The 13,066-nt window shown below is 40.4% G+C and carries 11 protein-coding genes and 2 tRNA genes; 9 read left to right on the top strand and 4 right to left on the bottom strand.

The annotated features are described in order from the left end of the window. Nucleotides 1-601: 601 nt before the first annotated feature. Together D7D53_RS06435 and D7D53_RS06430 are read left to right on the top strand one after the other, a co-directional pair. Nucleotides 602-1,891 carry a DUF308 domain-containing protein gene (locus D7D53_RS06435; RefSeq protein WP_120770487.1) on the top strand — a complete coding sequence of 430 codons (1,290 nt, stop codon included), beginning with the start codon at nucleotides 602-604 and terminating at the stop codon, nucleotides 1,889-1,891. Nucleotides 1,892-1,900: 9 nt separating this feature from the next. Then, nucleotides 1,901-2,989 carry an AI-2E family transporter gene (locus D7D53_RS06430; protein WP_042750600.1) on the top strand — a complete coding sequence of 363 codons (1,089 nt, stop codon included), beginning with the start codon at nucleotides 1,901-1,903 and terminating at the stop codon, nucleotides 2,987-2,989. Between the two features lie 140 nt (nucleotides 2,990-3,129). Here D7D53_RS06430 and D7D53_RS06425 read toward each other — a convergent pair. From D7D53_RS06425 to D7D53_RS06410, 4 genes are all read right to left on the bottom strand, one after another. Next, a tRNA-Lys gene (locus D7D53_RS06425) sits at nucleotides 3,130-3,202 on the bottom strand. 62 nt (nucleotides 3,203-3,264) lie between these two features. Next, a complete protein-coding gene (locus tag D7D53_RS06420; RefSeq protein WP_033681462.1) occupies nucleotides 3,265-3,780 on the bottom strand; it encodes a DUF308 domain-containing protein in 516 nt (171 codons plus the stop codon). 353 nt (nucleotides 3,781-4,133) lie between these two features. Then, nucleotides 4,134-4,206, bottom strand: a tRNA-Lys gene (locus D7D53_RS06415). A 264-nt stretch (nucleotides 4,207-4,470) separates the two neighbouring features. Then, complete coding sequence (locus tag D7D53_RS06410; RefSeq protein WP_120770486.1) at nucleotides 4,471-5,742, bottom strand: replication-associated recombination protein A; 1,272 nt, start codon at nucleotides 5,740-5,742, stop codon at nucleotides 4,471-4,473. A gap of 115 nt (nucleotides 5,743-5,857) precedes the next feature. Between D7D53_RS06410 and D7D53_RS06405 the strand changes: the two genes are divergently transcribed. The 7 genes from D7D53_RS06405 to pepF are packed head-to-tail and all read left to right on the top strand — an operon-like array spanning nucleotide 5,858 to nucleotide 12,258. Then, complete coding sequence (locus D7D53_RS06405) at nucleotides 5,858-6,328, top strand: DUF3013 family protein (RefSeq protein WP_000257122.1); 471 nt, start codon at nucleotides 5,858-5,860, stop codon at nucleotides 6,326-6,328. A gap of 18 nt (nucleotides 6,329-6,346) precedes the next feature. Beyond that, the gene (locus D7D53_RS06400; protein ID WP_162927884.1) at nucleotides 6,347-7,414 is read left to right on the top strand and encodes a M50 family metallopeptidase; all 1,068 of its coding nucleotides are present in this window, start codon (nucleotides 6,347-6,349) and stop codon (nucleotides 7,412-7,414) included. Nucleotide 7,415: 1 nt separating this feature from the next. Then, on the top strand, nucleotides 7,416-7,844 hold the full coding sequence (locus D7D53_RS06395; protein WP_120770484.1) for an NUDIX hydrolase: 429 nt from the start codon (nucleotides 7,416-7,418) through the stop codon (nucleotides 7,842-7,844). Continuing rightward, complete coding sequence (locus tag D7D53_RS06390; protein WP_001129470.1) at nucleotides 7,845-8,741, top strand: GIY-YIG nuclease family protein; 897 nt, start codon at nucleotides 7,845-7,847, stop codon at nucleotides 8,739-8,741. 14 nt (nucleotides 8,742-8,755) lie between these two features. Continuing rightward, entirely contained in the window at nucleotides 8,756-9,706 is a 951-nt protein-coding gene (prmA, locus tag D7D53_RS06385) for a 50S ribosomal protein L11 methyltransferase (protein WP_120770483.1), read from the top strand. Nucleotide 9,707: 1 nt separating this feature from the next. Beyond that, complete coding sequence (locus D7D53_RS06380; protein ID WP_120770482.1) at nucleotides 9,708-10,451, top strand: 16S rRNA (uracil(1498)-N(3))-methyltransferase; 744 nt, start codon at nucleotides 9,708-9,710, stop codon at nucleotides 10,449-10,451. Nucleotides 10,452-10,461: 10 nt separating this feature from the next. Beyond that, the gene (gene pepF, locus D7D53_RS06375) at nucleotides 10,462-12,258 is read left to right on the top strand and encodes an oligoendopeptidase F (protein ID WP_120770481.1); all 1,797 of its coding nucleotides are present in this window, start codon (nucleotides 10,462-10,464) and stop codon (nucleotides 12,256-12,258) included. Nucleotides 12,259-13,066: the final 808 nt, after the last annotated feature.

Raw genomic sequence — 13,066 nt, 5'->3', positions numbered from 1 at the left:
GTAAATCAAGGCTTTTTCCTGTTGATTTAGATGCCCCCTACAGGGATTTGGAAAGGACTTTCATATTGAGAGCAATTAAAAATATTGAAATATAAGTGATTTTAGGTATTTTCAATGTCATGATTTAAAAATGGGACAAAAGTGGGGCAAAAACCATACAGATTCTAAACTGTATGGTTCTTTTTTTATCTAACCAAGAAAGGTTAAAACTTATTAAAACACATGCAATCAACTGTTGAAAACTTTTTAGTCCGTGTAATATAAAAACAAGTAAAAAGTTGAACTATAGGGAATATTGTGTCATAATAGGTAATAGATGAATAATTAATAGATTGGAAATAATGCTTTCTTACCTTAACAAGTTGAATTGGTTATACATTTTTTCGTCGCAATTGTGTCTATCTCTCGAGTTTAGCTAGTTTTTATAAGCTCTGGTTTCTAATCAATATAACAAATTTTAGAAGTGCATAAGACAAGATGGTGACATTACTACAGTCATTTCTAGTCACCATATGTTGCTGGCACAGGCTGTTTGTAGTGTTGGCTATTTACTAGTCAGTTTAATCGGAGTGTTTAATTTTTATTGTTGAAAGGTTTTTATATGGCGAAAATTCTATCTTTAGGTCTGACAGGTAAGAAATTACTTGCTCAGGGGTTCTTGTTTGTTCTGCTAGGTCTCATCTTGATGGTCACGGGGACTTGGTTGCCAGTAAAGGTTATTCGACTGGTTCTGTTTTTAGCTTGGATAGCAACGGTCTTAGATTTAGTATTACGTATTTTCAAAAAAAGTCAGTCAACGGACACCTTGGGAGTTGCACTGGTTAAATTGTTAGTGCTGGGATATTTGCTTGGCTCCAATCTTGCGACGGATGTGCCGATTTATATTTTGGCTCTTGTGATTGGAGTTTATCAGATTTTTCATGCTAGTATTAACCTTGTCACCTATGTTCTCTACCGCAAAAACAAAATTCGACCTCGTTTTCGTCTCTTACTAGATGGACTCGTACTAGTTTTTCTTGGTGGGACTAGTCTTTTGTCCTCTACAGGAAATTCTGTCTTTCAACTCTTTGTATTAGGGGCTTATTTTTTCCTTTATGGTGTGTCCAATATCCGTGATGGTTTCTTGTTTGAGGAGGAAATTGGGAAAAACCATCTCAAACGTCGTGTAAGAATGAGCTTACCTATTGTCCTAGCCGCTCTCATCCCTGCAAGAACTTTAGCAAAAATTAACAAATTTATGCTGGAAAATGCTGATGAGGAAGAAGATATCCATCTTGGAATAGTGAAGTCTGGTAAGACAGCAGAGCTAGAAATTTTTGTTCATACAGCTGAGACCTCTCTGTTTTCGGCAATTGGTCATGTGGATATCTGCTATCAAGGCCGTGTTATTTCTTATGGCAACTATGATCCGTCTTCTGAGACCTTATTTGGCATGGTAGGAGATGGTGTCTTATATTTCTGTGATCGTGACAAGTACATTGACCTATGTAAACGTGAGAGTCAAAAAACGCTTTTTGGTTATGGGATAGATTTGACGCCTGAAATGGAAAAAGCAGTTCAGAAAAAGTTGGCTGAATTGAAACAACTGACGATTCCATGGGAGCCAAGTGCAGATAAAATCATGACAGGTGATGGTAAGGAAGACTACACCTACGCTTATAAAATCAGACATGAGACAGATGGGGAACTTTATAAATTTATCAAATCTAAGTTTAAATCCTACTTTGTCTTATCTACAAACTGTGTGCTCTTGGCTGATACCATAGTCGGTCAGGCTGGCACCGATATCCTCTCACCCAAAGGATTTATCGCTCCAGGAACTTACCAAGCCTACCTTAATCGAGAGTTTGAAAAACCAAATAGTATAGTCGTATCTAAACATGTTTATTAAGGAGAATTTATGAACTTAGTAAAAAAATACACCCCGTTAATACTTTTTATAGGGCTGGTTGCTCTTGTAATTCTGAATGCATCGAGCTTTATATCAGGAGCAATCTCTCTCTTTGATGTAATATCAACCTTGATTTATGGTGCTGTTATTGCTTTTGTGCTTAATGTTCCTATGAAAAAAATTGAACAGTACTTAGTTAAATTGAAGGTAAAGGCAGAGTTGCGTCGTCCGATTGCCATGGTACTTGTTTTCCTAGCTCTTATCTTAATCGTGATTGCTCTTTTGGTTTTGGTGCTGCCAACCCTAGCCCAGACTATTAGTCAGCTGGGAACAGTCCTTTCAACAGTCCTTACTCAACTTGGGAAATTGCTAGGCAGCTCGGAATTTGTAACCAAAGACATGTTGTCAACTATCGTATCAGGCATACAGGGACAATCTAGTTCTATTAGCCAAGCTTTGATAGGTTTTTTATCAGGTCTGACTAGTAATATCGGCAATATTTTTTCAAGTTTGATGAATGCCTTTTTGATTATAGTCTTCACCTTTTTATTTTTATCCAGTAAGGAACATCTGGCAGCGATGACGAGTCGACTTCTAAAAGTTTTTCTTCCAGAGAAGGTGGTGATAAAGTTGACTTACATTGGACAAGTAGCACTAGAGACTTATGACCAATTTTTGATGAGTCAGCTGATTGAAGCAGTTATCATAGGAGTTATGATAGCGGTTGGTTACAGCGTGTTTGGGATACCCTATGGAGTAATGACAGGTATCTTTGCAGGAGTGCTATCGTTCATTCCTTATGTAGGGCCTATGATTGCTTGTGTTGTGGGAGCGATTTTTATCTTCACAGTGAGTCCTACTCAAGCCTTACTTTCTCTTCTTCTATATCAAGTTATACAGCTGATTGAAGGAAACCTTATTTATCCTAGAGTTGTAGGTCAGTCTATTGGTTTGCCAGCCCTTTTCACGCTTGCGGCTGCTAGTATTGGAGGCAATCTCTTTGGCTTACTTGGGATGATATTCTTTACACCGATATTTGCTGTTATCTATCGATTGGTTAAGGAATTTGTCGTTGCAAAGGAAAATCAGCTAGATTAAGAAAAACTAAATTTAATAAGATATACTGAGAAGAGAGTGAGAGATTCTCTTCTCTTTTATTTTTAAATACTTTTCTACAAAAAGCTATTAGACGTTAAAAAAAGCCTTGGTTTCAAGGCTTATTTCTGTTGATTTAGATGTGCCCCCTGCAGGGCTCGAACCTGCGCCCCATAGCTTAAGAGTCTACTGCTCTACCAACTGAGCTAAGGAGGCAACAGAAAAAGCTGAGAATGTAACTTCCCAGCTATTTTAATATGCCCAAAATGGCAGCTAGATTATTTACGAAAGGCATCAAGGATATAGGTGAAACCAACAATTAAAAATGCAAAGGCAACGACATAAACGACAAAGACACTTGTAGCTACTGGATTGAACAAAATCACTAGACCTAGTAAAAATGCAAGCAACGCTATCCACATGATATGGTTGCCAATAATAGGGAAAATCAATCCCAGACGATTGCCTTTAAAGAAAGCTATAATGGCTTCTACAATTAACCAAATTCCTAAAATAGTTGGAATGACAACTGGCAGCGTCACAAAGCCATAGGCAACGAGGTAAAGAGCTAAGAGAAGATTAACAATCCCTTGGAAAAGATGAGCTGGTGAGCGAAGCTCTTTTGGTACAGAGAAATAGCCTAAAATAGCTGCTATAGAAGAAACCAGTAAACCAAATGCAATCCACCAGCTGTAAACAACAAGATTAGCTACTGGGTTTGTAAATAGGAAAAGTCCTAAAAGGACAAAAACAACTCCTGCAAGGAATAGCAGTAAACGATTAGAAAATTTCATTTCAATACCCCCCTATATAGTATAGTATAGTTTGATAATAAAAATATTATACACCTTTTTAGAGGAAATGTCAATAAACAAAATGGAAAATTTGGAAGTTTCAGTCTGATTTATGAAAAGAAAATCAGTTTTTATTATTTTGAAAATAAAAAGAGAAGATAAAATTTGTCTTCTCTACATGAAAATATTGTATGGCATCAAAGCAAAAGTAACTGGCTTTACACTATTTGTAAAGATGTAATTTGATTCAAAAAGAAAAGATAGATTTAAAATGTGGGACAAATGATGGGGTAAATCAGTTATAGACAAGCAAAAAAGCCTTGTAAATCAAGGCTTTTCCTGTTGTATTTAGATGCCCCCTACAGGGATCGAACCTGTGACCCACGGATTAAGAGTCCGCTGCTCTGCCAGCTGAGCTAAGGAGGCAAAGAAAAAAGCTGTATTGGTGCCGAAACTTCACGGTTTGTATTGAACCCGCGCAATTAAGCAGGTGGGCAACTCGCTCTAACTGAAGCTGTTTCCGTGTGAGACGGCCTACATGCTGTTAGAAGACTTTTGTTTCCCTAATAATACAAAAAATAGTCGGTCAACACTTAAGTGTGAAGTCGTACACCACAGCGTTTCTATGTTTATATAATACCACTTTTTCAAAAAAAATCAAGAGGAAAGTGCAATTTTTTGAAAAGGATTTCAGATTTTTCGCAAACGGTCGATAGCTTCCTTTCTTTGAGCCAAAGCCCGTTCATATTTACCAGTATCTTCTGCTTGGAAATAGTGATGATTACGAATTTTTTCTGGTAGATAGTCTTGCTTGACCCAATTTCCAGGATAGTTGTGTGGATAGAGATAGTCTTGGGCATTCCCCAGTTCCTTGCTTCCACTGTAGTGCCCATCACGCAGGTGTCGCGGAATAGGCAAGTGCCCTGATGTTTTGAGGTCGGCAAGCGCCTTATCCATAGCTACATAGGCTGAGTTGGATTTTGGAGAAAGGGCCAAATCAATGACGACATTGGCAATGAGAATGCGGGCTTCTGGGAAACCAATCCTTTGTGCAGCATCCAGAGCAGTCACGGTGTGAATCTGAGCTTCAGGATTGGCCAAACCGATATCTTCATAAGCGATAACAGTCAAGCGACGAGCGAGACTTGGCAAATCACCAGCCTCAATCAAGCGGGCAGCATAGTGAAGACTAGCATCCACATCTGAGCCACGGATAGACTTTTGCAGGGCTGAGAGAACATCATAGTGTCCATCACCATCCTTGTCCATGGTAATGTAGCTCCGCTGCAGGCTATTTTCCATGATGTCTAGGGTGATATGGCGTATGCCCTTGTCATTCTCAGGGGTAGAGAGAACAGCCAAGTCCAGTGAGTTGAAGGCAGAGCGCAGGTCTCCGTTTGTAGAGGTTGCGATGAAATCCAGCGCATCCTCATCTAGTTCTACTGGAAAATCAAAACCACGCTCAGGGCTACTTAGAGCTATCTGAAGGGCCTCTTTGACGTCTTGGTTAGACAGAGGTTCCAACTCAAAAATCTGAACACGGCTACGAATGGCAGGAGTGACAGAAAAGAAAGGATTTTCAGTCGTAGCGCCAATCATGATGACCAGACCACTTTCCAAGAGTGGCAGGAGGAAGTCTTGCTTGGTCTTATCGAGACGATGAATTTCGTCTAGCAATAGGACGAGACCACCAGAAAATTTAGCCTCTTCAGCGATTTCTTGGAGTCTTTTTTTACTATCTACTGTCGCATTGAAAGTTCGAAAGGCATACTTGGTCGTCCCTGCGATGGCAGAGGCAATACTGGTCTTGCCGATTCCCGGAGGTCCATATAGAATTATGGAGGACAGGCGGTTGGCTTCTACCATGCGGCGGATGATTTTTCCAGGTCCGACCAGATGCTCCTGACCGATAACCTGGTCGATGGTTTTAGGGCGCATGCGAAGCGCGAGATTGTCTGGCATAGCAGTCCTTTCTAACGTGGATTTTCTGATGTATATGTGGTAAGATGGTAGTATCTATTTTAGCATATTTCCGAGCAATCGGGGCGATTTAAGAGTCGCATAGAAAGAGGAAAAAATGGCAACATACGGATTTTTAGATGTTTTAGAGGAAGAGTTGGAGAAGAACTTTCCCTTTGATTTTGAGATTAGTTGGGACAAGCGCAACCACGCGGTTGAAGTGAGTTTTCTATTGGAAGCGCAAAATGCTGCAGGTGTGGAGATGGTGGATGAAGATGGAGAGGTTTCATCAGATGACATTCTCTTTGAGGAAGCAGTACTTTTTTACAATCCTGCTAAGTCAACAGTCAATGAGGAAGACTATTTGACTGTTATTCCTTACCTACCTAAAAAAGGATTTTCTCGTGAATTTTTAGCTTATTTTGCGCTTTTCCTTAAAGATACTGCCGAGGTTGGTCTAGATGCCCTTATGGACTTTTTGGAAGATCCAGAAGCAGAAGAATTTGTCATGGAATGGAACCAAGAAGTCTTTGAAGAAGGAAAAGTTGGATTGGAAGAGGGAGAGTTCTATCCTTATCCGAGATACTAGGAGTTGGATGGAGATTTTATGAAGAAAATTGGGATTTATTTGGTTTATGTGCTAGCTGTTGTCTTTATTATGCTGGCTTTTGCTTGTGGAACAATCGCATTTGCAGAGTTGGGGTATTCCGCAGTTTTAGTCTTTACTTTTGGTTATGCCTTCGCTCTTCTAAGTATATATTTAATCTTTATTCTTCATGAGCTGGGACATGCTTTTTGTGGCTACTTGACAGGCTATCGGCTGGTGGCTTTTGGGTTAGGACATTTTATTTTGACCAAAAAGTCAGGCAGGTTTCATCTTAGTAGAACAGCCATTCTGAAAAATGTTGGTGCTCAATACATTGGTTTAAAAGAGGATGAAAGCGATCAAAGAATCATCCTGATGCTTTCAGGAGGCTTGATGGTTCATCTCAGCTTGATATTATTGGCGATAGTGTTTGGATTTTTGACAAGAAGCTGGTATTTTGCAGGGACTTGGATTTTTCTTAATTTGTCTTTCTTCTTAAATAACATTTTGCCAGTCGGCATCACCGATGGAGCAAAAATTTGGGAATTGCTACAACACCCTGCAAATACGAAATGCGCCTACCTGATGTTGAGGCATTCTGCCCAGACCTTGCTAGCTCCTCAAGAATATGATTTAAAAGACTTTATCATGTCTGTTGATGAGGATGTGAGAGGGAGTTTTGCAGAAAGTGTTCAGACTCTTCAGGGATTGGTATTCATATTGGATGATAATATAGAGCTTGCAAAGCAACAGTTTCAGTCTGTGTTAGAGAAAACAGATAATCCAATGTCTAAAACTATTTCTCAAATATACCTTCTTCAAGTTGCTCTGATGGAAGGAGATAATAAGAAAGCGGAAGAATATGCAAGTATTCGAGGTGTCAAATCCTTTTTATCTCTAAAAACAGCAGATATGCAGGTCATTCAAGCTTGGTATCAATTTAAGGTAAAGAAAGATATAGTTCAAACTCACAAGGCTATGAAGATTGCTAGACAGAAAATGAATAGCAGCCGGATGTTACGGGATGAGAAAATCTATTATCAAAACTGGTTAGCCGAGCTGGAAAAGGAATTGACCGAAGGAGTCTAATATGGAAATAGAAATTTCTGATTTCACAGGCTGTAAGATTGCTTTGTTTTGTGTGGATAAGCTCTTGACTATCTTACGCGATGATAAGGCAAGCATTCCCTGGCCCAATATGTGGGAACTGCCAGGTGGGGGACGAGAGGGGGATGAAAGTCCTTTTGAGTGCGTGGCGCGTGAAGTTTATGAAGAACTGGGAATTCATCTGACTGAGGATTGTCTGCTTTGGAGTAAGGTTTATCCAAGTATGCTTTTTACGGATAAACAATCTGTATTTCTAGTTGGCAAGTTGGCTCAGGACCAATTTGACAAGATTGTCTTTGGAGATGAAGGACAGGGCTATCAGTTGATGAATGTCGAGGAATTTCTTAGTTCCAGTCAAGTTGTACCTCAGTTGCAGAATAGAGTGAGAGATTATTTGGAGGAAGTTCGATAAATGGCGAAGCGTAGCAAAAATATCAATATGTTTCTCATGGATGGTGAAGTGACTGGAAAAATCAAATGTACTTTGTCAAATTGGACGGGAGTGATTTACAAAATACCTCGTATTCAGTTGGGAGATTTGAAGTCGCGTGATGAAATGAAACAAAGTGGTATTTATTTCTTATTTGGTCGAGATGAAGATAAACAGAAAGATGTGACCTATATTGGTCAGGCGACAACTCGGAAAAATGGTGAAGGGGTATTGTTGCGAATTCAAGAGCATACCCGCGATACTCATGCAGATTATTTTAATGATGTCATCATTCTAACAACTCAAAATAATTCTTTCGGGCCAACAGAAATTAGCTATTTGGAAAATAAATTTACTCAACTTGCTAAAGAAGCTGGTCGCTATATTGTGAAAAATGGGAATGATCCAAATCCTGGTAATGTGACTGAGGAAAAGGAATCTGAACTGGATGAAATTGTTGAAAATACGCTAATGATTATTGGAACTTTAGGTTATCGTGTTTTTGTTCCAATGACAAAGAAAGTTAGTCAAGATTTACCTGATAATCATTCAACTTATCTTTATTTAAAGCGTAAAACTAAGAAATCTAACAAAGTAATAGAAGCAACTTGTGAACGGACAACTGAAGGTTTTGTTGTTTTAGAAGGAAGTCAAGTAGAAATAAAGGATTCTCCATACCTTCCAGCAAGTTTAAAAGAAATGCGTCAGAATTTAATAGCTTCTCGGGTCATTCAAGATGGAGTGTTAAAAGAAAAACAACTCTTTTCTAGCCCTTCTTATGCAGCGGCTTTTTTACTGGGTATGCAAACGAACGGTCGAACTGATTGGAAGGATCAGGATGGAAGAACTTTAAAAGAATTAGAAGAATTAATAGATTGATAAGGAAAAAATTTATGGAAACATGGCAAGAGTTAAAAGTTACAGTGAAGCGTGAGGGGGAGGAGTTAGTTTCCAATCTCTTGATTGAGCTGGGAGCGCAAGGTGTTGCGATCGAAGATAGTATGGACTATGTGGGAAATGTGGATCGTTTCGGCGAGATTTTCCCAGAGGTCGAGCAACAGGAAGAAATCGTAGTGACAGCCTATTACCCTGATACGGTTGATATAGCAACGGTTGAGGCAGATTTGCAGGCTCGTCTCGCGGAACTAACTGATTTTATGGACTTGGGAGAGGTAAAAATGGGTACGACTGCCTTGACTGAGGAAGACTGGGCAGACAACTGGAAGAAATACTATGAACCTGCTCGCATCACTCATGATTTGACTATCGTGCCATCTTGGACAGACTATGAGGCGACTGCTGGGGAAAAGATTATCAAGCTAGATCCTGGTATGGCCTTCGGGACAGGAACCCACCCAACTACTAAGATGAGCCTCTTTGCCTTGGAGCAGGTTCTTCGTGGTGGGGAAACAGTGCTAGATGTGGGGACTGGTTCAGGGGTTCTCTCTATTGCCAGCTCGCTGCTTGGTGCCAAGGAAATCTTTGCCTACGATCTGGATGATGTAGCAGTTCGAGTTGCTCAGGAAAATATTGAGCTCAACCCTGGAATGGAAAATATCCATGTAGCTGCTGGAGACTTGCTTAAGGGTGTTGAGATTGAGGCAGATGTGATTGTAGCTAATATCTTGGCGGATATCCTCGTTCATCTGACGGATGATGCTTATCGCTTGGTCAAGGATGAAGGCTACCTGATTATGAGTGGAATTATTAAGGATAAGTGGGACATGGTGCGAGAGTCAGCTGAGTCAGCTGGATTTTTCCTTGAAACCCATATGGTTCAAGGGGAATGGAATGCCTGTGTCTTTAAGAAAACCAAGGATATTTCAGGTGTGATTGGAGGCTAGCATGCAACAGTATTTTGTCGAAGGCAGTGCTATCTCTCCTGTTATCATCGAGGACAAGGAAACCAGCAAGCATATGTTTCAGGTTATGCGCTTGAAAGAAGATGATGAGGTTACTTTGGTCTTTGATGATGGAATTAAGCGCTTGGCGCGTGTGCTGGATGTGGAAGCCCGTCAGTTTGAGTTGATCCAAGAATTGGCTGACAATGTGGAACTGCCAGTCCAAGTGACCATTGCATCCGGCTTTCCCAAGGGGGACAAGCTGGAGTTTATCACTCAGAAAGTAACCGAGCTAGGAGCCAGCCAAATCTGGGCCTTCCCTGCCGATTGGTCAGTAGCCAAGTGGGATGGCAAGAAATTGGGTAAAAAGATTGAAAAACTAGAAAAAATCGCCCTTGGAGCAGCCGAGCAAAGCAAGCGAAATCGTGTCCCAAGTATCCAGCTTTTCGAGAAAAAATCAGACTTTCTAGCTCAACTGGACCAGTTTGCCTCTATCATAGTAGCCTATGAAGAGTCGGCTAAAGAAGGAGAAGCCGCTGCGCTTCTACAAGCAGTCTCTGGTCTTGAAAAAGGAGCCAAACTGCTCTTTATCTTTGGTCCAGAAGGTGGTCTGTCACCTGCAGAAATCGAAAGTTTTGAAACTAAGGGAGCGGTTCTTGCAGGACTTGGTCCTCGTATTTTGCGAGCAGAAACAGCACCACTTTACGCCTTATCAGCCCTTAGTGTTTTATTAGAATTAGAGAAATGAGAGGAAGAAAATGGAACAAAAACACCGTTCAGAATTTCCAGAGAAGGAACTTTGGGATTTAACAGCCCTATACCAAGACCGTGAGGATTTCTTGCGTGCAATCGAGAAGGCTCGCGAAGACATCAATCAATTTAGCCGTGATTACAAGGGCAATCTTCATACTTTTGAGGATTTTGAGAAGGCCTTTGCGGAATTGGAACAGATCTACATTCAGATGAGCCATATTGGTAACTATGGCTTTATGCCACAGACGACAGACTATAGCAATGACGAATTTGCCAATATTGCCCAAGCTGGGATGGAATTTGAAACAGATGCCAGCGTAGCCTTGACCTTTTTTGACGATGCCCTAGTGGCAGCAGACGAGGATGTTTTGGACCGTTTAGGTGAATTGCCTCACTTGACGGCAGCCATTCGTCAGGCTAAAATCAAAAAAGCCCACTATCTAGGGGCTGATGTGGAGAAGGCCTTGACCAATCTCGGTGAAGTTTTCTACAGTCCACAGGATATTTATACTAAGATGCGAGCTGGGGATTTTGAAATGGCTGACTTTGAAGCTCATGGCAAGACCTACAAAAATAGCTTTGTTACCTATGAGAATTTCTACCAAAACCATGAGGACGCTGAAGTCCGTGAGAAATCCTTCCGTTCCTTCTCAGAAGGACTTCGTAAGCACCAAAATACAGCTGCAGCAGCCTATTTAGCCCAAGTCAAGTCTGAAAAACTATTGGCAGATATGAAGGGCTACGACTCTGTTTTTGACTATCTTCTAGCTGAACAGGAAGTAGACCGCGCCATGTTTGACCGCCAGATTGACCTCATCATGAAGGACTTTGCACCAGTCGCTCAGAGATACCTCAAGCATGTTGCCAAGGTCAATGGTCTTGAAAAGATGACTTTTGCTGACTGGAAATTGGACTTGGATAGCGCCCTAAATCCTGAAGTGACTATTGAAGATGCCTATGACTTAGTTATGAAGTCGGTAGAACCTTTGGGGAAAGAATATTGTCAGGAAGTTGCTCGTTATCAAGAAGAGCGCTGGGTGGACTTTGCTGCTAACAGTGGCAAGGATTCTGGCGGTTATGCGGCGGACCCATATCGTGTGCACCCTTATGTCCTTATGAGCTGGACAGGCCGTTTGAGTGATGTCTATACCTTGATTCATGAAATCGGGCATTCTGGTCAATTCATCTTTTCGGATAATCATCAGAGTTACTTCAACGCCCACATGTCGACCTACTATGTCGAAGCACCGTCAACCTTCAATGAATTGCTTCTCAGTGATTATTTGGAACACCAGTCTGACGACCCACGTCAAAAACGCTTTGCCCTTGCCCACCGCTTGACAGACACCTACTTCCATAACTTTATCACCCACCTTTTGGAGGCAGCCTTCCAGCGTAAGGTTTACACACTGATTGAAGAAGGAGAAACCTTCGGAGCAAGCAAACTCAACAGCATTATGAAGGAAGTCTTGACGGAGTTCTGGGGAGATGCCATTGAAATTGATGATGATGCAGCTCTGACTTGGATGCGTCAAGCTCACTACTACATGGGTTTATATAGCTACACTTACTCAGCTGGATTAGTCATTTCGACTGCAGGTTACCTTCATCTGAAACATTCAGAAACTGGAGCTGAAGACTGGCTCAATCTCCTCAAATCAGGTGGTAGCAAGACACCGCTTGAGTCAGCCATGATTATCGGAGCCGATATTTCAACAGATAAACCACTCCGTGATACCATCCAATTCTTGTCTGACACAGTTGATCAAATCATCACCTACAGTGCCCAGTTGGGAGAGTAAGGGGAATAGAAAGGTTGTTCTAGAATGATGTTTATGAGTTTGTTAAGCGTCATTCTATTTAGCTTAACTATAGCTATTTTCAAAAATGTCGTTGAAGGTCGTGATGTTAAATTTGAACTTGCTATAGAACTAGTATTGATAGTTAATTACTTCATTTTCTATCAGATTGTATTTAATTGAGAGAGCAAGCTATAAAGAAAATTGAATCTATTTATGGCTAGAGAAGATTATTTGTAAAATATAAATAATATGATTTGTATAGATAAGGTAAATATTTTAAAGAAAGGGTGATTTTATGAAAAAGGAACAAGTGTTGATTGGTTTGGGCGTTGCAACTGCAATGGTAACTGCTTTTAATGGTCATGCACAAGCTGATGAGGTTGTAAATAAACATTCGACTAAGTCAACTGTTAACCAATCAGAAACTAAAAAGGATGCTGACGTTTCAGAATCTGATGTAAAAAATGCGGAAATAAAACTGAATCAAACAATTGAGGAAGAAAAAAATGCTCAGAAGCTTGTTGATAAAATGCAACAAGAGTATACATCTACTGTCACAAATAAGAACAAAGCTGATGATGCTTTGAAACAAACACAAGAATTTGCTAAACAAGCTAGTCCTGAAAAAATTAAAAATGCAGAAAAGGATCTTGTTGCTAAACAGACAACGGTTCGGAAGTCAGAAGAAAGATTGTCAGAAGCAAAAAAAGATGAGAAACAAGCCCAAGCAAGTGTTGAGAAACAAGAAACAGTTGTTAATAAGGCAAAAACTCAAGTTGCTCAGAGAGCAGTTGATGTAAAAAAAGCA

The sequence above is a fragment of the Streptococcus gwangjuense genome, assembly GCF_003627155.1.
Taxonomy (GTDB): Bacteria; Bacillota; Bacilli; order Lactobacillales; family Streptococcaceae; genus Streptococcus; species Streptococcus gwangjuensis.
This window is presented reverse-complemented; position numbering and strand designations above follow the sequence as displayed.